Source organism: Peptoniphilus sp. DNF00840 (genome assembly GCF_001553125.1).
GTDB classification, from domain to species: Bacteria; Bacillota; Clostridia; order Tissierellales; family Peptoniphilaceae; genus Peptoniphilus_A; species Peptoniphilus_A vaginalis.
Genome location: NZ_KQ960230.1, coordinates 1 through 22165 on the forward strand (window position 1 = coordinate 1; position 22165 = coordinate 22165).

At 36.4% G+C, this 22165-nt stretch carries 21 protein-coding genes; 8 read left to right on the forward strand and 13 right to left on the reverse strand.

Features of this window, described 5'->3' with window-relative positions:
• Positions 1-95: 95 nt before the first annotated feature.
• The 8 genes from HMPREF1864_RS05925 to HMPREF1864_RS05960 all read right to left on the reverse strand — a co-directional run bounded on the left by HMPREF1864_RS05925 (position 96) and on the right by HMPREF1864_RS05960 (position 7951).
• Positions 96-740 carry an ABC transporter permease gene (locus tag HMPREF1864_RS05925; protein ID WP_062571910.1) on the reverse strand — a complete coding sequence of 215 codons (645 nt, stop codon included), beginning with the start codon at positions 738-740 and terminating at the stop codon, positions 96-98.
• On the reverse strand, positions 733-1710 hold the full coding sequence (locus HMPREF1864_RS05930; RefSeq protein WP_062571911.1) for an osmoprotectant ABC transporter substrate-binding protein: 978 nt from the start codon (positions 1708-1710) through the stop codon (positions 733-735). Before HMPREF1864_RS05930 ends, HMPREF1864_RS05925 begins: the two co-directional genes overlap by 8 nt.
• Complete coding sequence (locus HMPREF1864_RS05935; RefSeq protein ID WP_062571912.1) at positions 1710-2345, reverse strand: ABC transporter permease; 636 nt, start codon at positions 2343-2345, stop codon at positions 1710-1712. Before HMPREF1864_RS05935 ends, HMPREF1864_RS05930 begins: the two co-directional genes overlap by 1 nt.
• On the reverse strand, positions 2338-3558 hold the full coding sequence (locus HMPREF1864_RS05940) for an ABC transporter ATP-binding protein (RefSeq protein ID WP_062571913.1): 1221 nt from the start codon (positions 3556-3558) through the stop codon (positions 2338-2340). The genes HMPREF1864_RS05935 and HMPREF1864_RS05940 overlap by 8 nt, the downstream gene beginning before the upstream one ends.
• Positions 3559-3925: 367 nt before the next feature.
• Positions 3926-5140, reverse strand: a complete 1215-nt coding sequence (locus tag HMPREF1864_RS05945) for an AI-2E family transporter (RefSeq protein WP_062571914.1) — start codon at positions 5138-5140, stop codon at positions 3926-3928.
• 20 nt (positions 5141-5160) lie between these two features.
• On the reverse strand, positions 5161-5604 hold the full coding sequence (locus HMPREF1864_RS05950) for a hypothetical protein (protein ID WP_062571915.1): 444 nt from the start codon (positions 5602-5604) through the stop codon (positions 5161-5163).
• Positions 5605-5606: 2 nt separating this feature from the next.
• The gene (locus HMPREF1864_RS05955) at positions 5607-6473 is read right to left on the reverse strand and encodes a radical SAM protein (RefSeq protein WP_062571916.1); all 867 of its coding nucleotides are present in this window, start codon (positions 6471-6473) and stop codon (positions 5607-5609) included.
• A gap of 23 nt (positions 6474-6496) precedes the next feature.
• Entirely contained in the window at positions 6497-7951 is a 1455-nt protein-coding gene (locus HMPREF1864_RS05960; protein ID WP_062571917.1) for a nicotinate phosphoribosyltransferase, read from the reverse strand.
• A gap of 271 nt (positions 7952-8222) precedes the next feature.
• On the opposite strand from HMPREF1864_RS05960, the gene HMPREF1864_RS05965 reads away from it, so the two are divergent.
• The 3 genes from HMPREF1864_RS05965 to HMPREF1864_RS05975 all read left to right on the forward strand — a co-directional run bounded on the left by HMPREF1864_RS05965 (position 8223) and on the right by HMPREF1864_RS05975 (position 11527).
• A complete protein-coding gene (locus HMPREF1864_RS05965) occupies positions 8223-9041 on the forward strand; it encodes a tRNA lysidine(34) synthetase (protein WP_062571918.1) in 819 nt (272 codons plus the stop codon).
• A 125-nt stretch (positions 9042-9166) separates the two neighbouring features.
• Positions 9167-10378 carry an FprA family A-type flavoprotein gene (locus HMPREF1864_RS05970; protein WP_062571919.1) on the forward strand — a complete coding sequence of 404 codons (1212 nt, stop codon included), beginning with the start codon at positions 9167-9169 and terminating at the stop codon, positions 10376-10378.
• A gap of 798 nt (positions 10379-11176) precedes the next feature.
• A complete protein-coding gene (locus tag HMPREF1864_RS05975; RefSeq protein ID WP_062571920.1) occupies positions 11177-11527 on the forward strand; it encodes a Spx/MgsR family RNA polymerase-binding regulatory protein in 351 nt (116 codons plus the stop codon).
• A 73-nt stretch (positions 11528-11600) separates the two neighbouring features.
• Here the strand turns inward: HMPREF1864_RS05975 and HMPREF1864_RS05980 are convergent, their stop codons facing one another.
• From HMPREF1864_RS05980 to HMPREF1864_RS05995, 4 genes are all read right to left on the reverse strand, one after another.
• Positions 11601-13127, reverse strand: a complete 1527-nt coding sequence (locus HMPREF1864_RS05980; RefSeq protein WP_062571921.1) for a ClC family H(+)/Cl(-) exchange transporter — start codon at positions 13125-13127, stop codon at positions 11601-11603.
• Entirely contained in the window at positions 13117-14313 is a 1197-nt protein-coding gene (locus HMPREF1864_RS05985; protein WP_062571922.1) for a hypothetical protein, read from the reverse strand. The genes HMPREF1864_RS05980 and HMPREF1864_RS05985 overlap by 11 nt, the downstream gene beginning before the upstream one ends.
• A 111-nt stretch (positions 14314-14424) precedes the next feature.
• Positions 14425-15783, reverse strand: coding sequence for an MATE family efflux transporter (locus HMPREF1864_RS05990; protein WP_062571923.1), 1359 nt, complete (start codon positions 15781-15783; stop codon positions 14425-14427).
• Positions 15776-16402 (reverse strand): NAD(P)H-hydrate epimerase, encoded by a 627-nt coding sequence (locus HMPREF1864_RS05995; RefSeq protein ID WP_062571924.1) that lies wholly within the window; start codon positions 16400-16402, stop codon positions 15776-15778. Before HMPREF1864_RS05995 ends, HMPREF1864_RS05990 begins: the two co-directional genes overlap by 8 nt.
• A gap of 303 nt (positions 16403-16705) precedes the next feature.
• On the opposite strand from HMPREF1864_RS05995, the gene HMPREF1864_RS06000 reads away from it, so the two are divergent.
• The 5 genes from HMPREF1864_RS06000 to HMPREF1864_RS06020 all read left to right on the forward strand — a co-directional run bounded on the left by HMPREF1864_RS06000 (position 16706) and on the right by HMPREF1864_RS06020 (position 21442).
• Positions 16706-17341, forward strand: a complete 636-nt coding sequence (locus tag HMPREF1864_RS06000) for a helix-turn-helix domain-containing protein (RefSeq protein ID WP_062571925.1) — start codon at positions 16706-16708, stop codon at positions 17339-17341.
• Positions 17342-17396: 55 nt separating this feature from the next.
• Positions 17397-18833: an MBOAT family O-acyltransferase gene (locus HMPREF1864_RS06005; protein ID WP_062571926.1), complete on the forward strand. Its 1437-nt coding sequence runs from the start codon at positions 17397-17399 to the stop codon at positions 18831-18833.
• A gap of 8 nt (positions 18834-18841) precedes the next feature.
• Positions 18842-19870 carry a hypothetical protein gene (locus tag HMPREF1864_RS06010; protein ID WP_062571927.1) on the forward strand — a complete coding sequence of 343 codons (1029 nt, stop codon included), beginning with the start codon at positions 18842-18844 and terminating at the stop codon, positions 19868-19870.
• Positions 19871-20043: 173 nt separating this feature from the next.
• Positions 20044-20919, forward strand: a complete 876-nt coding sequence (locus HMPREF1864_RS06015; RefSeq protein WP_062571928.1) for a LysR family transcriptional regulator — start codon at positions 20044-20046, stop codon at positions 20917-20919.
• A 1-nt stretch (position 20920) separates the two neighbouring features.
• Positions 20921-21442: a phosphatase PAP2 family protein gene (locus HMPREF1864_RS06020; RefSeq protein ID WP_062571929.1), complete on the forward strand. Its 522-nt coding sequence runs from the start codon at positions 20921-20923 to the stop codon at positions 21440-21442.
• Between the two features lie 7 nt (positions 21443-21449).
• Here HMPREF1864_RS06020 and HMPREF1864_RS06025 read toward each other — a convergent pair whose 3' ends face one another.
• Entirely contained in the window at positions 21450-22139 is a 690-nt protein-coding gene (locus HMPREF1864_RS06025; protein ID WP_062571930.1) for a regulator of G-protein signaling domain-containing protein, read from the reverse strand.
• Positions 22140-22165 lie beyond the last annotated feature (26 nt).

Below are 22165 nucleotides of genomic sequence, written 5' to 3' on the forward strand. Positions count from 1 at the left end.
CTACGCTCCGTAGGGAATTTCACCCCAGCATTAGGACATGCCCGTCATACCACAAAAAAAACTCAGATCTTTTACAACCTGAGTTTTTCATTATTCTATATCTTTGTAAAGGTTCTTGGCTTTAATTTATTTTCTATTGCACCAAGGACGAAGTCTGCCAAGACTGCCATGAGGGCTGTTGGGATTGCTCCTCCTATTATTATAGGGCTTCCATTGGCAACAGTGATTCCCCTAGTGATTATATCTCCGAGGCCTCCTGCTCCTATGAAGGTTCCCACTGCTGTTACTCCTATGGCAAGGACAAGGGCATTTCTTATGCCACCCATTATTATTGATATGGCAAGGGGAAGTTCTACCTTTATCATTATTTGGTATTTTGTCATTCCCATTCCCTTGGCTGCATCAATAAGGTCTGGCGTCACTGAGTTGATTCCTCCTACTGTGTTTTTTAATATTGGAAGGATTGCGTATAGGAAGACTGCAAAGACCACTGTGTTTGGTCCCGTCCCTATTAAAAACATAAGGATAGCCAGCATGGCAAGGGATGGTATGGTCTGCATCACATTAGCAATGCTTATTGTAAGTCTTGATAGGTTTCCCTTTCTCGCAACTGCAAAGCCAAGTGGTATTGCCACGATTGATGCAAAGAGAACTCCGTAGATGGAAATTAGAAAGTGTCTAATAAATTGTTCAAAGACATAGGATGCGTTCTCCATATAGTAAATTATTACATCAGACATTTTTTCCTCCTTCCACAAATTCCTTATATTCTTTTATCTTGTTTTCGTCAACTTTTACGTCTTCAAAATACTTGTGCTTCTTCAAAAAGTTTTCTGCAACTACTCTTGGCATCTCAAGCTCTTCGTCTGCTTGACGGTTTAACTCTTGCATGTCTTCTGATGAGATTTGTCCCACAAGCTTCATCATTATTGTCTCAAGCTCTGGATATTTTTCAACGATTGCCTTTGACAAAACTGGTGAGCAATCGTAGGGTGGGAAAAGTCTCTTGTCATCTTCTAGGACAACTAAGTCATAGGATGAAATCTTTCCGTCTGTGGAATATCCAAGGACTAGGTCCATCTCTCCACTGGCAAGGGCTGTATAAACTAAGCCAATGTCCATGGGGTAAACTGTCTTAAAGTCAAAACCGTAGATTTCTTTGAAGGCCTTGTAACCGTCACCCTCTCTCTTAATCCATGCTGTGTCAACTCCAACTTCAAGCTTGTCCTTTAATTTTTCAAGGTCAGAAACTTTTTTAAGCTTATTTTCTTCTGCAAATTTTTTGGTAACCATAAAGGCGTAGGTGTTGTCAAAGCCAAAGGATGGGTACCAGTACCTCTGCCACCTCTTGTAGTATTCTTGCATTACAACTTTCTCTGCCTCTTTTGGGTCCTTGATGGGGTCCATGCCAAGTTCACCACTTAGGGCTGTTCCTGTGTACATGGCTCCAACAATATTTACATCTCCCTTTAACATTGCTATGTGGTTTAGGACAGATGATGATAAGTTGGTGATTAGTGAAACATCTATGTCGCTGTGATGTTCTATCATTTGCTTAACAATTTCTCCCAGGATCTGTCTTTCTGTGTTGGATCCCGTTGCCACAACTACGCTAGTTTTTGTATTGCCACCAAGACCTGGCAGGGTGCAGGACGTTAAAAAGATTGTCAGGATAAGAAAGATTAAAAATAATTTTTTAATTTTTTTCATTATGCCACCTCACTTTTCTTGTTGGGAGATAGCTTTTCTTCTAGGATGCCAAAGAGGAAGTCCACAATTATTGCCATAAGGGTAACTGGAATTGTCCCCCAAACTACCATGGGCATTATGGCATTAGTTAGTCCGTTGAAGATAAAGTCTCCAAGTCCACCTGCTCCCACATAGGCTGCTAGGCTTGTCCAGGCAAGAACGTAAACTCCTGAAAGTCTTATGCCACCCATGATGACTGGCATAGCCATAGGAATTTGGACCTTGAAAAGTATTTGCGACCTTGTCATCCCCATTCCCTTAGCTGCATCTATTAGGCCTTCATTCACTCCTCCTATTCCAAGATAGGTGTTCCTCATAATCGGAAGCAAGGAGTAGATAAAAAGTGCAACTATGGCAGGCTTCTTTCCAACTCCAAAAAGTGGAATCATAAGTGCCAAGAGGGCAAAGGATGGAACTGTTTGAAGGACTGATGCTATTGCCATAACAATTTTTGCTACCTGCTTGGACCTCTTAAGCAGAATTCCAAGAGGAACTGCCACAAGTATTCCAAGAGCTAGAGAAATTGCCGCAATCATAAGGTGTTCCATAGACTTTGACAAAATCTCCCCACTATTTGCTAGTAAAAAATTAATCATTATCATCACCTATTTTCTTAGGTGACTCACCCGATGCATCCTTCATAAGTTCAGACAAGTTGTCCTCTTCGTAGACTTCTTCAGCCTCTTCCTCTTCTTCATTTCCCCAGAGGTTGGTGTAAATTGTATCTACTACTGATGCCCTGGTAACAAGACCAACAAGTTTGTCTTCCTCATCAACAACTGGCAGGTTTTTTATGTCTAGCTTGTAGATGTCATGAATTGCATTCATAATTACTGTGTCCTCTCCTATGGCATAGACCGTGTCCATGACTTCATGAAGAGCTTTTATGTGCTTACCAAATCTTCCTATGTCAAACATACCCACAGCTCCAAGTAAGTGACCTTCTTCGTCTGTTACAAAAATTGTATCGACCCTCTTGTTCCTCATAAGGGCAAGGGCATCATAGGTTGACCTGTCACTTGTAAGGGAAACTGGGTTCTTTAACATTATTGTCTCCACAGTCCTATAAGAAGTCTTTGCCTCGTTCATCTTTTCTTGTCCAAGCATTTCTTCTACATATTTTGACTTTGGATTTTTAAGTATATTTTCAGGTGTATCAAATTGTTCAACGTGACCCTTCTTCATAATAACTATCCTGTCTGCAAGTGAAAGGGCCTCATCCATGTCGTGGGATACAAAGACTATTGTTTTGCCCATTTCTCTTTGAAGTCTTTTTACAAGTTTTTGAAGGGCATCTCTCGTTATGGGGTCAAGGGCACCAAAGGGTTCGTCCATTAGGATAATGTCTTGGTCTGCTGCCAGAGCCCTTATAACTCCAATCCTCTGTTGTTGACCACCAGATAATTCTGATGGGTATTTGTCTAAGTAGGAAAGAGGTAGGTCCACTTTTTCAATTAGGTTTTCTGCAATGGGCCTTAACTTTTCTTCGTCCCATTTCAAAAGTCTTGGGACCAAAACTATGTTATCGTAAACTGTCATATGGGGCAGGAGTCCAATTTGTTGGATTACATATCCAATTTGCCTCCTGAGCTCAACTGGGTCCATGTCCTTGATGCTGACTCCATTAATGAGGATATCTCCTGAAGTGATTTCGTTCATCCTGTTTATCATCCTCATACAGGTGGTCTTGCCCGATCCACTGGCTCCAATAAAACATATAAACTCGCCATCTTTAAATTTTAAATTTATATTTTCCGCTGCAACCTGATTACCGGGATAGATCTTGCTGACTTTTTTAAATTCAATCATTAATAATCTCTCCTTTAATCAATTCATCTTCATTAGTGTGAAGACTTTAGCTTTCATTCTTAAAAATTTTAATATTTTTAAAATTTTTCTTCTTCTGTTCTATTATACCCATAAGAGGGAACTTTCAATAATTAGCAACTAGGCTCAGCTTAATCTTGTAAGTTTTGCGTGAATTTTTATTATTTGTAACTCTATAAATCTTTATGACTCTGTAATTGTTTGTGACTTTGTAGGTTTTTATGACTTAGCAGTAATTTGTAAGCTTGTAATTTTCTATAAAGTTGCAAGCTCTTATTAACTTATAATTTTTTATTAACTTGCATAAAAAAACTCCTCACTATGACATGAGAAGTCTTTCTTAAAATTTTTAAATTTTCTTCATTCTTAGGTCTAAGTTTTTTTCCTTGATCTTGTACTCTGTGTACTCTTTCATAAGAGCGTAGATAGTTGATGCAAGGGGTATGAAGCCCCACATGCCCACTACTCCAAAGAGGGATCCACCAATAGTGATTGCCACAAGAGTCCATAGGGATGGAAGTCCTACTTTGTTACCCACAAGTTTTGGATAAACGAGGTTTGATTCAATTTGTTGCAAGATAAGAATCAAGATTATGAATGCCATCCCCTTAGTTGGATCTTTAATTACAGTCATAACAAAGGCCATGGTGCCACCAAGGAAGGGTCCAATGATTGGCACAAGGTCTGTTACGCCAACTATTACACCAATTGTAGCTGCGTTGGGAATTCTTAAAATCAAGCAAAACACAAAAGTCGCTATGCCTATAAAACTTGACACTGTAAGCTGTCCCCTTATGAAACCAAAAAAGTTTTCATGTAAGAGGTGGGCTACGTGCAAGATTTTATTTGCCAACTTGTTGTTAAAACATGAGTAGCAAATTCTTGTAGCTTGGTAGCCAAGTCTTTCCTTGTCTGCAAGGATGTAGATAGATGTAATAAGGGCAAGGAAGAAGGATACCAAGCCACCTAGGATACTGGATGCAGTTGATAAGGCAGAGTTTAATATATAGGATGACTTTTCGTCGGACTTCACAAAGCTCCCGACCCTATTAAAAATTTCATTCCAAGATAAGTTGTCGTAGTCAGCTTGAAGTTTATCAGAGTAATTGCTCAAATAAGGTATGTCCCTTGTCTTATCTATTGCCATTTGCAAGAAACTTGGAAGGGACTTCCTAAGTTCGTTAAAGGAATTGATAAGTTGTGGGACTATTATTGCCGTAATTATAAATATGGCGAGGATTATCACTATAAAGGATATAGCGATGGAAAGAGTCCTCTTGTGCTTTTGAAATTTTTCATTTTTTATCTTGTCAAAAACTTTTCTCTCTAAAAAGTTTAGGGGTATCTTCATTATAAAGGCTATGACTCCACCTAGGATAAAGGGAGTCACAACTCCAAGTAAAACTCCAAGACCTGAAAATATTGTCTTGGAGTTTACAAATAAGTATGCCACAAATAAGAGGGCAAGTCCTGTCAAAAATATCTTCTTGTAGACATCAGTCTTAAAGGATAAGCTTGATGGTATTTTCTTTTCTTCAATTTCTCTTTCTCTTTTCTCTTCCATTTCTTCCTCTTTTCTTGTGCCTACAAGCCAAAGTAATCCTCAAAGAATTGTCTCTCTATGTTCTTTGTCCTGTTTAAGTAAATCTCTAGGTAGTCGTAGAAGAGAGACCCCTTCTTTATCTTTGGCTCATCTCTTCTAACCCTTTCAAGAGGGTAAGACCTGTGAGGGGCAGGGAGCTTTGACCCCCTCCTTCTCTTTTTCTTTTCTTCATATCCCTTGGGATTTACTTCTATAATAATTTCGAAATTTTTATCACTAGGTTGGTCCTTCTTCTTGTAGTCAATGTCAAGTTTCTCCTTCTTGTTAGGACTTGACTCAAGAGGTATGAGATACCTAACAGGATTTAGGGCAAGAGATGTCTCCTCAGTTTTCTCTTCAAAGGAAATAACTCCTGAGTCCAATTCTTTTTTTAAATTTTTTAAACTTTGCCTTTCATCCATACTTTCAAAATTTTTGTCTTTCAATTTTAAAATCCTCTCAATACATCAGGTCTAAAAGACTTTTTCTTTAAAGTTTTTTCTATCGCCCTTATTAGGCCTTCCTTGTCTTCGTTTAATGTTCCCGCAAGTAGAACGTAGTTGGATGCGTGGTTGGACCTAAACACTGTGCCTTCAGAGTCCACGTTCTCCAAGAATATCTTCATCTCTTCAAGGATTTGACCAGCATCTGGCATCTTGAACTTGCCAGTGACATAGTCTTCATAAAGAGGTGTGTTCTTGTAAATTCTCATTGTAAGATACCCCAAGAAGTCTGGCTTAGTTTCTGAAACTAATCTTGCAGTTCCTATTGCATTTCTCTCCATGCCCTCTACTCCACCAAGACCTGCTATGATTGTGACAGAAGTTATAAAACCTGCTTCCTTTGCCTTTTTCATGGCAGTCACATATTCTTCATAAGTTACCCCTTTTTTTATTTCCTTTAGGAGTTCTTCATCTCCAGTTTCGAAACCAATGTAGAGCATCTCAAGTCCTTCAGCCCTAAGTTCCTTTAATTCTTCTAGGGACTTTCTATTTATATCTTGGGCAGTTGCATAGGATGAAACCCTCTTAACGTTGGGATAATATCTTTTTATTGTCCTTAGGATTTCAACAAGGTCCTTTGTCTTTAATACCAAGGCATCTCCATCTGCCAAGAAGATCCTTTCAAAATAATCTCCATAGGAGCTCATTTCTATTAGGTCTTTCTTTATATCTTCAAGGGGTCTTATCCTAAAATCATCTTCCTTGTACATGTAGCAAAAGGTACAGTTGTTGTGAGAACAACCCACTGTAGCTTGAATTATTAGTGACCTAGCCTCACTTGGCGGTCTAAAAACATTTCCGTAGTACTGCATATAACTCTTCCCTCACTTTTATTTTAATTTTTTCCGTGCTTCTTTAATAGGTCATCCTTTAGTTGCCAAAGTTTTTCTGACAAGTCGACAATGTATTCACTTGGATTGTCAAGTCTCTTAGTTTCTTCCCAAAGGGTATCAAGTTCTGCATCAGCCCTTGCTCTTATTTCATCAAGGCTTGGCATCTTGTAAACAAGTTCACCCTTGTCATAAATTTGGACAAGAACCTTCTTAGCTGTGTAGTCTGTAAGAGTCTTTCGCTTCCAAGTGTAAATTGGGTGGAAGACTTCGTATTTGTCCTTAGGGATTTCTTCATCTCTTAGGGCAATTACATCGCCCATGGCCTTGCCAGTTTCATTTTCATAAAATCTGTAAAGTTCCTTAAAGCCTGGTGTAGTAATTTTTGTCACGTTTTCAGAAATTTTAATCTTTGGAATTATATTTCCATCTTCATCTTCTGTGGCAACAAGTTTATAAACTCCACCAAAGACTGGAGATGACTTTGATGTGATAAGTCTTTCCCCAACTCCAAAGGAGTCAAGCTTTGCACCTTGGTTAAGTATTGTACGAATTGTGTACTCGTCCAAGGAGTTTGATGCCATAATCTTAGCATCTTTATAGCCTGCATCATCTAACATCTTTCTCGCCTTGTTGGAAATATATGTTATATCTCCAGAGTCAATTCTTATGCCCTTAGGTCTAAAGCCACGAGCTACAACTTCTTCGTCAAAGACCTTGATGGCATTAGGGATACCTTCCTTAAGAGTGTCGTAAGTGTCAACAAGAAGTAGGCAGTTGTCTGGATAAACTCTTGCAAAGGCCCTAAAGGCTTCTAGTTCTGTGTCAAACATTTGAACCCAGGAGTGGGCCATAGTACCAAGAGCTGGCACTCCAAACATCTTGTCTGTCAAGGTGTTAGCTGTTCCTGCACAACCACCTATGTAGGCTGCCCTTGCTCCAAGATTTGCTGCAGAATATCCTTGGGCTCTTCTTGATCCAAACTCAACAACTGGTCTGCCCTTAGCTTGCTTAACAATTCTTGATGCCTTAGTCGCAATCATAGATTGGTGATTAATTGTAAGTAAGACCATAGTCTCTAGCATTTGAGCTTGGATAGCTGGACCCCTTACTATTATAAGTGGCTCGCCAGGGAAGGCTAAAGTTCCTTCTGGCATTGCCCAAACGTCACATTTAAATTCAAAATTCTTTAAATAAGATAAAAATTCTTCGTTAAAAACTCCCTTGTCTCTTAAGAAGTCTATGTCTTCATCTGAGAAGTGAAGATTTTCCATGTACTCAATAAGTTGTTCAAGACCAGCAACAATTGTGTACTCTCCGTTGTCAGGCACTTCTCTAAAGAACATATCAAAGATGACAGTCTTGTCTCTTAGTCCTTCCTTAAAAAAACCATTGGCCATTGTGAGTTCATAGAAATCAACAAGCAAGGTGTAATTTTTCTTCACATTATAATTTACCATTTTATACTTCCTTTTCTTTCATCTAGGCTCCCTAGATACCCTTAGTTAATTACCTAGATTATAACACAAAGGAGATTTTTTTTATAATCTAATGGCTCTTACTCTTATATATGCCCAAAAATATTTTTATAAAAGTCTACTTGTGTTATAATTTTTAAGAAAAATTTCTTGCGAGCTTCTTTTCTATGAAGAGGCTCTTAAAGATTTTCAAATTCTTATTAATTAGTAATAACTATGCTATAATAACAATAGATTGGTAAAGGTGAAATTTTTGGAAAAAGTTAAAAGCATTGTGGACATAGAAAGGTCCCTAATAAAAACTTACAGGAGAGATATTTATAAAAAATTCGTCAAGGGGATCAACAATTATGAAATGATTAGCCCTGGCGACAAGATTGCAGTTGCCATATCAGGTGGCAAGGACTCGCTAACTCTTGCCAAGCTCTTGCAAGAACTCAAGAAGCACAACAAGGTTCCCTTTGAGTTAGAATTCATTGCCATGGACCCAGGCTACCTTCCTGAGAATAGAGAGAGGTTGGAGTACAACTGTGAGAAACTTGGAATCCCTGTCAAGGTTCACAACTCTGATGTCTTTTCCGTTGCTGAGAAGTTGTCAGAAGGTGGATCAACTTGTTATATGTGTGCAAGGATGCGTCGAGGCAACTTATACAACAGGGCACAAGAGCTTGGCTGCAATAAGCTTGCCCTTGGTCATCACTTTGATGATGTTATTGAGACAGTTCTTTTAAATATAATCTACGCTGGCGACTTCAAGACGATGATGCCAAAGTTGAAATCCAAAAACTTTGAAGGCTTAGAACTCATTAGGCCCATGTATCTTGTGAGAGAAGAAGCTATTATTAGGTTTATGAAGTCCACTGGCCTTTCTGCTCTTGACTGTGCCTGCACTGTTACGCAAAAGCAGTCTGGTAACAAGAGGTTCTTTATCAAAGACCTCATCGAAGAGTTAAAGAAAGAAAACAAAAACGTGGACATAAACATCTTGCGTGCTACAGAAAATGTCAACATAGATCAAATTCTTGGCTACAAGGAAAAGGGCGAGAGACACGACTTTTTAGAATTTTACTAAAAAATAAATTCCTGATTTTTATTATAATTATGGGGTATGTAAGTTAGGGTAATTTAACTTTATTAAATGGTTAAGATCAAGGACTTAAACTTAAGTCTTTATTTTATAAAATATAAGGAGGATTTATGGAAAACTTATTGTCAGTACCTATTAAAGACGATATTTATTTTATAGGTACAAATGATAGAAAGACTGAACTATTTGAAGGAATGTGGCCACTACCAAAGGGTGTTGCTTACAACTCTTATGTGTTAAAGGGAGATAAAAATATACTTTTTGACCTAGTAAGAGTTAACACAATTGACGATTACATTCAAAAAATTCATGAAATTATTGGAGAAAATGAAAAAATTGATTACATAGTAATCAATCACATGGAACCAGACCACACGTCTTCAATTAAGTCAATCTTGGACATCTATCCAGATGCAAAACTTGTTACAAACAAGAAGGCTGTTGCAATGTTAAAGAACTTTTACGAAGTTACAGACAACATCATCGAAGTTAAAGAAGGAGAAACTATAGAACTTGGTAATAGAAAGTTAACTTTCTACATGACTCCAATGGTTCACTGGCCAGAATCAATGGTTGCCTACGAAGAAGCAACTAAGACTCTATTCTCACAAGATATCTTTGGTGGCTTTGGAACTCTTGACGGTGGCATCTTCGACGACCAAATCGAATATGATTCAAACTACCTAGAAGAAACAACAAGATACTTCATCAACATTGTTGGTAAGTATGCAACACAAGCCTTAAAAGCTCTTAATAAGTTAGAAGGTCTTGATATTGAATTAATTTGTCCAGACCACGGACCAATCTGGAGAAAGAACCCACAAAAGATTATCGACATCTATACATCACTTGCTAAGCAAGAAACTATTGAAGGCTGTGTAGTAATCTTCGGATCAATGTACGGTAACACAGAAACAATGGCAGAAGCAGTTGCAAGGGGACTTTCTGAAGGTGGAATTAAGAATGTAAAGGTTCGTGACATCACAAAGACTTCTTATTCCTACCTACTTTCTGACATCTGGAGATACAAGGGAGTTATCTTGGGATCTTGTTCTTACGACAACAACCTCTTCCCTCCAATGAACTACCTTTTGACAGAAGTTTCTCACCAAAGAATGAAGAACAACTACTGGGGAATCTTCGGTTCCTACTCTTGGTCAGGTGGAGCCCTAAAAAATCTAAAGAAATATATGGAAGATGGCAAGTACAATGTGCTTGACACTCAACTTGAAATCCAAGGCGCAGCAAATTCCGAAGAATTAAAACAACTTATCGACTTCGGTAAGGAAATGGCTGCAAAAATCTTAGCAAAAGAAGATTGATAAAAGTTAATTAAATGAAAATAAATCTCCACTTATGTGCAATAGGTGGAGATTTTTTATGTAGATTTTTATTTTGTTTTATCCTAAAAAATAATTATAACTTTATATTAGTTGACTGTTTATAATTTTTTCTCTTATAAATTTTTTAACTTTTTATTCTAAAACTTTTTTCTATTTCTAAATTAATAATTTATTAAGTAAGCAAATTTTTCTATTAAGACTAAGTAAAGACCCTATTAGTTTATAAAATTTTTAAATATCCTAGACCCACTTAAAAAAAATTCATAAAAAAAGAATGTCCTCAATCAATTAATTAATTTAAAGACATTCTTTTCAAATACTTAATTCCATCCAATTTAAACTTTTTGGTTCAATCACATCTATCACCTATATTCTTTTTTTACCAAAGCCCTATATAAATTAACCTTTGTGAAAGCTCCCAACTCTAGGACTTTCTGCCATTTATATAAAAACTTAGAGTAAATAACAATTACTTACTAAACTATTTACCATCGTACTTTAATTACATCTTCAATTTCAATTTATATAAAAGCCTTTTTAATGGGAGGCTAATAAATTTAATAAAATCAAATACGTTTTTTCTTTTTATTGGATGGAATTGTCATTGTTCACAAATAAGAAAAATCTAAAAAGCTTTTTATTACTTCATTACATTAATCTTAATTTGTACTATTATTAGTATACCACGAAAAAGTAAAATGTAAACACTCTTTACAAAAATTTTTAAAATCTTTTTATAATTTCTTGTAGTATAATTTGACATAGAAGGAGGCTATTATGAACACATTAATCGGATACAAAAGATGCAGCACTTGCAAGAATATAGAAAAGCTTTTGCAAGAAAGAAATATTTCCTACAACTACAGAGAGATCGACAAGGACCTCTTAAGTGTTGATGAACTGAAAAAAATTAAAGACCAAGCAGGAGTTGACGTCTTCAAACTTTTTAACACATCAGGAGTTAGGTATAGAGAACTAAACCTAAAGGACAAGAAGAATGACATGACAGAAGATGAAATCTTTAAACTCCTATCAACTGACGGCATGCTAGTTAAGAGACCTATCCTCTTAAAAGACGGCAAGGCTTATGTAGGTCCACAAGTTAAAAAATATTTAGAAAGTCTGTAAAATTAAATTTAAAAGCAAAAGAAGTGCAAGAAAATTAACCTGCACTTCTTTCTTTTTATCAATTTTAAAATTTTTATTCGCCCCTAAAAAATTCGTCAATGTCTAGGGCGTCTTCTGCACTTATTAATACTGTGACTTTGTCGCCAAGCAAGATCAAGTCGTCAGCTGTTGGGACAAATTCTATTCCATCTCTTTCGATGGACATTATTATAAGATGCTTTGGAAATTTTATATCTCTTAGGTCCTTGCCCATATTTTTGAAGTCATCTGTGATTGTGTATTCAAAGACTGAGTAGTCGCCAAGTTCTCTTTCCTTAGGACTTAATAAGTTTTTGTCCTTTAGTTGTCTTTCAAAGAGGGTGTCGTAAATTGGTGCGACTCTTAAGGCTTCTGCCACGTAGTATGAAACTACTACTACAATGGATAGGGCTATTAAGTGTTCAAAGGTTGATGTCATTTCTGATACCAATATTATTGAGAGGATTGGACTTCTCACTACTGATGCAAGGATTCCACTCATGCCCAAGATTATGAAGTTGATGTAAAAGGCATCTAGTTCAAAGCTCTTGTCTAGGAAGGCAAAGACTAGGGCTCCGCATGACCCTCCTATTACAAGAACTGGTAGGAAGATTCCACCTTGGACTCCTGAGCCGTAGCAAAAGCTTGTGTAAAATAATTTTACCAAGAGGATTGCTAGTATATATTTTACTGCAAATCTTTCTCTCGCCATGTGTTCTAAGAGACCATGACCTCCCCCTGTTCCTTCAAAAAACATATAGCCAACAAGAATTGTAACTCCCATTAGTAGGGCATACTTTACAATTTTTGAATTTATTTTTTTGAAGAGGTCTTGAAATTTTGTTATTAAGTAGTTGTAGGCTCCTCCCACTATGCCTGTCATGATTCCTATTAGGATGGCAACCCAAATGAGTTTCATTGGTAGGGACTCTGTTACAAAGAAGGAGAAGGATGTTTCTTCACCCATTATCACAAAGGAAATGTAGTTTGCTGTTATTGATGCAATAAGGGCTGGTAAGAGGACAAACTTTGAGTAGGACTTGTGAAGTTCTTCTAAGGCAAAGATACAACCTGCCATAGGTGCGTTAAAGGCTGCTGCAAGTCCTGCCGCTGCTCCTGCTGTTATCATATACTTGAGTTCATCTGGTGGCCTATTTAGGATTTTGCCAAGGGACTTAGCTGCTGCTCCACCCATTTGAATTGATGGACCCTCTCTTCCAAGAGAAAATCCCATGAGGTTTCCCAAGCCACCTCCAAGGATTTTGGAAATTAGGGTTGGAATTTCTTCCATCCTAAACTTACCCAATATTTCTCCACGTATTTGTGGGATTCCACTGCCTCCTGATAGGGGTGCCCACTTTAGTAAAGTATAAATTACAAAGGAAATCACAGCTCCCAAAACTATTAATATTAATAGGGACCTTAAATTAAATTCCTTGTAGAGGATGGCCCTGTAGGAGTCCATCTTCATTATCACAAATCTGTAGAGGACAGAGAACAATCCTGCCAAGGCTCCCACCATCAGTGAGTCTATTAGGATCCTAAATATTAGTCTGTCCTTGTTATTTATATCATTTTTCATCTTTTTCATCCCCTATTAGCTTTCGCCAATCTTCTTCTTTTAATTTCAAAACTTCTATATAATTTTTCTCCCTGTTAATTTTTTCTGGAATTGTGTAGAAATTTAAATTTAATTTTTTTATTTCCCCACCATCTATATCTGCAATAAGTTTAAACTTCTTTGATCTTACAAAATTATAAAATCTGGCATTTATTAAGGTCTTACCATCGTGATAGATGAGTATTTTGGAGTCGGGATTGTAGGACATCCTAAAGGACCTATTGTTTATCTTTCCCTTTAGGGTCCTTAGCTTTTCATTTTCCTCTGGCTCGATGTAGATCCTAGTGTCTGGAAGTTTTAACTCCATGTAGTTTTTTATGGCAATGGCATACTTGTTGTCGTCGGACTTTAGCCTCAAGAGGTTCCTGTCCTTATCTGTGTAGATGTAGAAAATTATTTGGTCCCTCTTGTCTAAGTCCCTTGAAATTTTTGCAAATTCTCTTCTCAATAGGTCTGCAAGGTAAGTGTAAGGGAAGTAGTCTTCTTCATAATAAAAGTCCTCTATCTTTGCAAAGAGGTCTTTTAAATCTTTAGACCTTACCTGTACTTCATAAGACCTTCCTGAAAGTTTTTTTACCTTGGTCCTTCTTATTGTCCCTGCCCACTCCTTCTTCACATACTTTTTAAGTTCTGTGTTCTTCTCAGAAAGTGAAACTGGTGGGAGAAATAATTTTTTGTTTGTAATGTCATAGCCAAGATCAAACATAACCTTGGAGTCACGAGCTAGGTTGACCATGGTGTTCCTATCAATGTAAAGTGGCAAGTCGGAGATGTCTCTCCTGTAGAGATAGACGTCGCTATTTACAATTTTTTCTCCATAGGTTTTTATCTTGTGGTCAACTTCTCTTCTCTCTAGGTAGTAGCTCTCCTTCTTGTTGGGACTTTGGAAGTTGATTATATTTAATTTATCATTTTTATTATCTTCAAGGCTCAGCCTTATTCCGTAGTCGCCACTCTCCTTGACCTTTCTGAAGATATCTGCAAAACCAAAGTCTTGGATGTTTTTATCTACAAAGGCAAAGACCCTATCGTCAACTGTGTAAAGAATTTGTGCCACAACTTTTTTTGGATAGCGATTGAAGTTGTAGATGGCAAAAAAAATTCCCAAGCCAAGAAGACTTATTAAGATTAAAGTTTTTTTCTTCATAGTATCACTGCTTCTTATATTTTAATTATAGTTTACAATAAAGCTTGACTTCATTGCAATTAAAAAAGGCACCAATTAGGTGCCAATTTGTAATAACTTATTAATTTTTATTTACATATCAAAATCTTTTCTCCAACTTCCAAATTTAAAGTAAAGAGCCATAATCACCAAGTTAGCAAAATATGAAACTGGATAGATAACTGAGATAACTCTTATTGAATTGAATATTGGCATTGCGAAGTGAACTACAACAAGTCTCAATATACAAATTGTAAGAAGGGAAATGATCATTGGTCCCATAGCGTGTCCACTTCCTCTTATGAAGCCAGAGATTGTTTCTGAAAGTCCAAAGGACCAAATGCCAAGACTTAAAATCTTTAGGAAGTCGGCACCATAAGCAACTACACCTGGGTCTGGGTTAAAGATTGCTATTAATGGACTTGCTAAGAAGTAGGCAATAAGTGATAGGATAAATGAAATTCCAAATACAATCATTAGGGATACCCTCATACCTTCACGAAGTCTGTCAAACTTCTTGGCTCCAAAGTTTTGTCCTGAGAAGGTTGTTGCCGCAAGGGCAATAGCTTGTAGGGACATAAATATGAAGCCATCAATCCTTCCTTCTGCAGCAACACCGGCTATAGCATTAGGACCAAAGGAGTTTATCTTTGCTTGGAAGATTACGTTGGTCAGAGAAAGGAGTGCTGTTTGAACTCCTGTTGGTATTCCAACTTCAAAAATCCTCTTAGCTTCATGCTTGTGAAGTTTGATTTCACTCTTCCTAAGCTTGTAGGATGAGTCAGCCTTTAATAGTGAATATGTTACAAGTATTGCTGATGTAACTTGAGAAGCAAGAGTTGCTAACCCAGCACCAAGGACTGACATTTGTAAGTAGCCAACGAAAATTAAGTCCAAGACAATATTTACTAATGCAGAAACACATAAGAAGTTAAAAGGTCTTTTGGAGTCACCAGTTGCCCTTAGGATTGAAGCTCCCATATTGTAAATAAGTATAGGAACTGTACCCAAGAAGAAAACTCTCATATAAGTTGTTGCGTCTTGTAAAATTTCTTGGGGCGTGTCCATTATCCTCAAGAAGAAGGGTGTTGTAAAGTAACCAAAGACTGTTATCAAAAGTCCTGAAACAAATCCAAGGAAGTAAGAACAACCTACAGACCTCTTTAAGGCCTCCCTATCGTTGGACCCGTAGTAAAGTGAAATTATTACAGAGGCACCAGTTGTAAGTCCAAGAAAGAGTCCAATTAATAAGTTGGAAACTGGTCCTGTTGCACCAACTGCTGCCATGGGGTTCTTGCCAGCGAACCTTCCCACTATCATAAGGTCAGCTGTGTTGTAAAGCTGTTGCAAAAAGTTTGTGAGAAGTAGAGGGATGGCAAATAAAATTATCCCTTGGATAATTGAGCCCTCTGTTAAATTTATATTTCTATTTGATTTTCTTTTTCTACTCATCCATATACCTCACAATCCCTATGTAAATTTTCTTAAGTTCTCCAACCTTACTATTTAATAGCTGACCATCCTTTATATCAGATATGGCATAAGTAATGTTAGCCCCAAGGCAAGCTCCATACTCGTCACCTGTGTCTGCGTCCATACCCGATGGGATGTCAACTGCAATAATATAGTTGCCGTGGGCATTAATAAGATTAATTAGTTTCTTATAAAAATCATTGAGGGGTCTGTTTAGTCCTATGCCAAAAATTGCATCGACGGTAACTTCATTGACTTCCATAGATTCCACTAAGTCATCAAAGTCATCTTCATCATCAATATATTTTACTTGGGTAAGCTTTTCTAAGATCGCAAGGTTTTTAGAAAATTCTCTTGTCATCTTCTTGCCAACAACAAAGACTTCAACGAGCTTGCCATTTAAGATCAAGTGTCTTGCAATGACAAGTCCATCGCCACCGTTGTTTCCCTTACCGCATACTATTGTGTAGGAATTATACTGATTAATTTCACGATAAATTCCCATCCCTGCGTTTTCCATTAAAATAAGAGAATCAATTTTGTATTCATCTATTGTTCTCTTTTCTAGTTCTATCATTTTATCCTTTGAAATTGTCACAGTAATCCCTCCTCTATCCTATTATATGCTATTTGATAAAAATTAAAACCTTCTAAGCCTTATTTCTTCTAATATAAAGCAAATTTTTTAAAATTAAACAAAATTCATTAATGTTTTTAATGGTCTTTAAAATTTATAAATTATCCTAACTTGATGACCAAGGTCTTATCTATCAATTGACAAATTTTAAAAATAATTATATTTCCCTATTGATATTAGATATCATTTGGCTTATAATTAACCTAAGTTAAGAAATTAAGAAAATTTAATAAATAAAATTTACAAATCACATAGGAGGATATTATGACAAATTATCTTGATCTTGCACAAATGACAAGACCCGAGTTACTTGGATGTGCCACAGAAATCTTCGAAAAAATTTCTTGTTGCGGTAAAACATCTTCTCTTGACGAGATTAAAAGGCAAGTAGAAAACTTAAACACTTTTCTGTATACATACTTTTTAATTACATACAACAAGGACCTTACTTACCTACATACAGAATTTTCAAATAGGCTTGAAGGTTCACTTACTGAGGCAGATGTTAAACTCATTGGTCACGACTTAATTGAAGCTTATTCAAACTCCCTTCTCGATGCCCTAAGTTTTTCTAAGAACGAAATCATCGACAAGGCTTTAAAAATTATTAACGAAGAATTTAGCAAGGGACTTGGACTTGAAGACCTTGCAAACAAACTTCATCTTTCAAAAAATTATCTTTGTTCACTTTTTAAAGAAGAAACTGGCTTTACTTTCTGCCAATACCTAAACACTTTAAAGACTAACAAGGCAAAGAAACTTCTTTTGGAAGACAAGAAGACTCTTGAGTACATCTCTTATGAGTGTGGATTTTCTTCTCAACCTCATTTCACAATGACATTTAAAAAGTACACAGGCAAGACTCCTAAGGAGTACAAGATGAGCCTATTAGCTGGATAATAATTTATTGAAATCCTCCAATTTTTACTATATTATGTAGTAATTGGAGGATTTTATGCTTTTTAATTCTTTTGAATATCTAATCTTTCTCCCCCTAGTTGTAATTTTTTACAACTTACTCAGGGGAAGATTTAAAAATATATTTTTGCTCTTGGCAAGCCTTACATTTTATAGCTTTTGGAATGTGAAGTACACCTTCCTCATGATACTTTCAATTCTCATCACCTACTTGACAGGTGTCTTTATTGAAAACAATCGTGACTCCAAGGCTAGGATGAAGCTTGCTGTCTTTTTGTGCTTTTTTATAAATCTTAGCATCCTATTTATCTTTAAGTACTTTAACTTTTTCATGGACTTGGCAAGTAAGATCTCGGGAGGCAACTTTAACATTGCCCTTGACCTTCTCCTTCCCGTTGGGATTTCCTTTTATACCTTCCAGGCTCTTGGCTACACAATTGACGTCTACAGGAAGGACCTTGAAGCTGAGAAGTCACTCATTGACTATGCCCTCTTCGTCTCCTTCTTCCCCCAACTTGTGGCAGGTCCCATTGAAAGAAGTACTCACCTTCTTCCACAAATAAAAAATCCCAAGAAGTTCTCTTATGATAATCTTCTTAGGGGACTAGAACTTTTTACTTACGGAATGTTTTTGAAGTTGGTCCTTGCAGACAGGGTTGCAATTTTTGTCAACGATGCCTTCGCTAATTACCAAACTCATTCGAAGGAATTTTTATTACTTGGTGCCTTCTTGTTTACCCTACAAATTTATTGCGACTTTTATTCCTATTCAATTATGGCAAAGGGGTCTGCAAAAATTCTTGGCATTGACCTCATGGATAATTTTAAGGAACCCCTCCTCTCAAAATCCATCACAGAATTTTGGAGACGCTGGCACATATCCCTTTCCACTTGGTTTAAGGACTACCTCTACATCCCTCTTGGTGGTAACAGGAAGGGGACTTTTAGGAAGTGTTTAAACCTCTTAATAGTTTTCCTTGTGTCAGGACTTTGGCATGGAGCAGAACTTTCCTTTGTCCTCTGGGGTCTTATCCACGGAGTCTTTAATGTAATTGAAAGCATACTTGGAATAAATAAAAATAAAAAACCAAATTTTCTATTGGACTTCTTCAGGAGGATCGTGACCCTAGTCATTGTTGTCTTTGCCTTTATCTACTTTAGGGCAGAGAACATCCACCAGGCTAATACTTACATCTTGGGAATTCTTAAGAACCCATCAAGTCACAATCTCCTAGGAGAAATTACAAATTCAATGTTTGGTCTTGCTAACCTCTATCCTCTTGGAGTGGGTCTTCTTGTCTTACTTGTCTTTGACATCATAAAGTACAATAAGATAGATCTTTCAGAAAAAATTTTAAGACTCTTCCTACCAATAAGGTGGATAGTTTACCTTGCCTTTCTCCTAGGAATAATAATTTATGGAATTTATGGTCCAGAGTTTTCTGAGTCAGCCTTTATTTATTTTCAGTTTTAGGTGGTTTAATGAAAAAATTTTTGAGAATTTCAAAATCTATAATTTTTCTTGGCATCTTAATTTTTGCCTGCCTACAACTTAATAATTTATTTATGAGAAAGTCCCTTTCAGGACCTTGGGACATGGGAAATAAAATTGGTGGCTTTTTTAACGAAGTGGAAGACTATGATGTAATGTTCTTTGGGACAAGTCACGCCTACTGCTCCTTTGAACCCCTTTATATCTATGAAAAGACTGGTCTAAAGTCCTATGTCTTAAGCTCTCAGAAGCAACCCCTAAAGATTACAGCAACTTATGTAAAGGAAGCCTTTAAGAGAAAAAATCCTAAGGTCATCTTTGTTGACATCTATGGAGGTATCTTCAATATCACCGAAGACCTGGGAGTTGTAAATTCTTACTCCGACTACCTTCCCTTGTCAATCAATAAACTCATAATGATAGGGACAAAAGTGCCAAGAGGCTTTAAGGCTCCTGCCCTCTTCCCCCTTGTTGCCTACCACTCCAGATGGGATGAACTAAAGGATGAAGACTACGACTTTGACAAGTCAACTTACAATGACTACCTCAAGGGCTACGTCCTCTTAAAGGATCAAAGTCAGGACTTTAAAAAAGATGTCATTAAGGATAAGGAACAACTTATGGAGTCCATAAAAAATTTTGACGAGGAAACTTATTTAAAGGGAAACTTAAGAGCCATTGATGAGATAATAGAAACTTGTAAGAAAAATGGAGCTCAGGTCTACTTTGTTAAGACACCAATTTATTCTTACTCTTACTATAAAGATAACATTAAGGTCTTTAGTAAATACTTAGAAGATCGTGGAGCAAAGTTTATCGACTTTAACGACTTTTATCATGAGATGGGACTCTCTAAGAAGAACTTCTATGATCCCCATCACCTTAACGTCTCTGGCGCAGAAAAGTTTAACGACTTCTTCATTGACTACATGAAGAAGGAGAGAGTCTTTAAAGATAGGCTTGCCAAGGACAAGTCATGGTTAGAGAATTTTAAAAAATATAATATAAATAAATCTTGATAGACTAAGTCCTTAAAACTTGGTCTATTTTTTTGTTTAACCAAGGTTAACATAGTAATCTTCGTGCTTATAGGCTTTTTAAAATAAATACGAAAATAAAATTATAAGCTTTACTCTATAAATCCTTGATTTTTATTAAATATGATAATAGAATATGTTTAAAGGAGGTTTTTATGACAATTAGAGATTTAGAAATATTCATCGAAGTTTGTAAGACAAAAAATATGTCCAAGGCTGCCGAAAATTTAAAAATTTCTCAGCCAACTGTTTCTCATGCAATTTCACAAATTGAAACTGAATATAATGTAAAACTCTTCGATAGGATTTCAAAAAAACTATACATAACAGATGTTGGCTTAAGACTATTGGATAATGCCAATAATATTTTGGAACAATTTCAAAATACTGTTATTTTCTTACAAGGTTCTTCTACTGGTCACAGTATTACCCTTGGAGTTAGTTCATACTTTAGCTCAAAATTTCTCTTAGAAATTATAAATGAATATGAAAAATTACACGACGATATAAAGATTAGAGTTTATGTCGACGTACGTGAAGAGTTACTTAAACAATTAGATGCAGGTATGATTAACCTGGCAATTATTGACGGAGACGCAGATACTGATAAGGTTGTTTCTGTTCCTTTCTACAAGGATGAAATTCTTATTATTTCATCTAAGTATTCTGATTTAAAAGACAAGCCTGTCCTAGACCACGATGATCTAAAGGATAGAAAGTTTGCCTTGGGATACCTAGGGGAACAATCAATGAAAGCTTTTCATTCTTACTTGAGAGAGACTAACATTCCAATTGATATTAAATACATCTGCAAGAACAAGGATATGGTCATTAATATAGTTAAGTCATCCGATGTCTTATCCTTTGGAACTAAGTCCTCCTTCAACGATGAAGATGTCATCTTGCACAAGATTAGTGATTTAGATGTTACTAGACCTTATAACATAGTTTATCACAAGGAAACTTATCTAAAGAAAAACCTAAAGGACTTTGTTCAGTTCATCAAGAATAAGTTCAAAGAAAAACATTAAGATGGAATTACACTTCTTAAAATTTTTAGAATCCATTCACTCCCCCATCCTAGACAAGCTTATGATTTTCATAACAAGTCTTGGCAATGGGGGACTCTTTTGGATTGCCCTTGGTCTTATTCTTCTCTTCCAAAAAAATAAGGACTCAAAGAGGAAGGCTCTTAACCTATTCCTTAGTTTAATTATTTTTTCTCTTGTGGGACTTGTGATTTTGAAGCCCATCATTGGAAGACCAAGACCCTTTATTGTTGAAGCCTTTAATCTTTTGATTAAGCCACCTATGGGTTATTCTTTCCCATCAGGTCACACAGGCTCATCCTTTGCAGCAGCCTTTACAATTTATTATTACAATAAAAAGCAAGGCCTTCTTGCCCTTGTCTTGGCTGCCTTAATAGGATTTTCACGTATGTATTTATCAGTCCACTATCCCACAGATGTCCTTGCAGGCCTTGTCCTGGGAGGTCTCTCAAGTCTAGTGGCTACAAAAATAATAAACAACAAGTATAAAAAAACTACCTCATAAAAATTTTTTAAGAGGTAGTTTCTTTTTTTGCAATTTTAATATTTAATTCTTCGCCAAGACTCCCATAAATTTCTTGGTATTCTTCGTAGACATTTTTAAGTCTGTTTAAGTTGAAGTCTATGGCTTCCTTATCCTCAAGCATGTCCAACTGGTTGAGGGGAAATCTTTCAAACAAAATAGAAGTTTCTATCTCTAGGTCCTCCCTCATTATTTCAAGTTGTTCATTGGTCATCTCAAGTTCCCTTGGCTTGTCCTTCTTTAAAAATTCTTCAAGCCCTTCCTTGTCAGCCTTTTTAAAGGCCTCTCTTGCTTGGTCAAACTCTTCTATAGAAAAGTCATTAAGCTTGGGACTGTAATAAAAGATTGCCTGCCTAAAAAGGTCCTCAACTTCCCTAAGTTTGTCTTCATCTAAGTCCCTTGACTGACTGTCAAAGTTCTCATCTTCCCTAAGCTCTTCAAAGTCTCTTTCAAATTCTTCCTCTGCCTTCTTCTTTGCAAGGTCAGGAGAAAATTTATCCAAGAGTTTTAAGTTTCTTCTAAGCTTTCTAATATTTAAGTTTAAGGTATCTACATAATTTTCTAAGTCCCCAAAGATTTCCCTGTACTTCTTTTCAGTCTTGGGGATTAGGTTTATAAGTGTGTCTTCTCTCACAAAGATAAGTTCCGACACCAAAAATTTCAAATAATTTTTTTCCATTTAATCACCTATCTGGTCTTAAACTT

What these genes read in the sequence shown, in the direction of transcription:
- HMPREF1864_RS05930 (WP_062571911.1), bottom strand. Translation starts at nt 1,710, where the DNA reads ATGAAAAAAATTAAAAAATTATTTTTAATCTTTCTTATCCTGACAATC.
- HMPREF1864_RS06000 (WP_062571925.1), top strand. Translation starts at nt 16,706, where the DNA reads ATGACAAATTATCTTGATCTTGCACAAATGACAAGACCCGAGTTACTT.
- HMPREF1864_RS06010 (WP_062571927.1), top strand. Translation starts at nt 18,842, where the DNA reads ATGAAAAAATTTTTGAGAATTTCAAAATCTATAATTTTTCTTGGCATC.
- HMPREF1864_RS06020 (WP_062571929.1), top strand. Translation starts at nt 20,921, where the DNA reads ATGGAATTACACTTCTTAAAATTTTTAGAATCCATTCACTCCCCCATC.
- HMPREF1864_RS05980 (WP_062571921.1), bottom strand. Translation starts at nt 13,127, where the DNA reads ATGAAAAATGATATAAATAACAAGGACAGACTAATATTTAGGATCCTA.
- HMPREF1864_RS06005 (WP_062571926.1), top strand. Translation starts at nt 17,397, where the DNA reads ATGCTTTTTAATTCTTTTGAATATCTAATCTTTCTCCCCCTAGTTGTA.
- HMPREF1864_RS05940 (WP_062571913.1), bottom strand. Translation starts at nt 3,558, where the DNA reads ATGATTGAATTTAAAAAAGTCAGCAAGATCTATCCCGGTAATCAGGTT.
- HMPREF1864_RS06025 (WP_062571930.1), bottom strand. Translation starts at nt 22,139, where the DNA reads ATGGAAAAAAATTATTTGAAATTTTTGGTGTCGGAACTTATCTTTGTG.
- HMPREF1864_RS05955 (WP_062571916.1), bottom strand. Translation starts at nt 6,473, where the DNA reads ATGCAGTACTACGGAAATGTTTTTAGACCGCCAAGTGAGGCTAGGTCA.
- HMPREF1864_RS05990 (WP_062571923.1), bottom strand. Translation starts at nt 15,783, where the DNA reads ATGAGTAGAAAAAGAAAATCAAATAGAAATATAAATTTAACAGAGGGC.
- HMPREF1864_RS05975 (WP_062571920.1), top strand. Translation starts at nt 11,177, where the DNA reads ATGAACACATTAATCGGATACAAAAGATGCAGCACTTGCAAGAATATA.
- HMPREF1864_RS05960 (WP_062571917.1), bottom strand. Translation starts at nt 7,951, where the DNA reads ATGGTAAATTATAATGTGAAGAAAAATTACACCTTGCTTGTTGATTTC.
- HMPREF1864_RS05970 (WP_062571919.1), top strand. Translation starts at nt 9,167, where the DNA reads ATGGAAAACTTATTGTCAGTACCTATTAAAGACGATATTTATTTTATA.
- HMPREF1864_RS05925 (WP_062571910.1), bottom strand. Translation starts at nt 740, where the DNA reads ATGTCTGATGTAATAATTTACTATATGGAGAACGCATCCTATGTCTTT.
- HMPREF1864_RS05985 (WP_062571922.1), bottom strand. Translation starts at nt 14,313, where the DNA reads ATGAAGAAAAAAACTTTAATCTTAATAAGTCTTCTTGGCTTGGGAATT.
- HMPREF1864_RS06015 (WP_062571928.1), top strand. Translation starts at nt 20,044, where the DNA reads ATGACAATTAGAGATTTAGAAATATTCATCGAAGTTTGTAAGACAAAA.
- HMPREF1864_RS05935 (WP_062571912.1), bottom strand. Translation starts at nt 2,345, where the DNA reads ATGATTAATTTTTTACTAGCAAATAGTGGGGAGATTTTGTCAAAGTCT.
- HMPREF1864_RS05945 (WP_062571914.1), bottom strand. Translation starts at nt 5,140, where the DNA reads ATGGAAGAGAAAAGAGAAAGAGAAATTGAAGAAAAGAAAATACCATCA.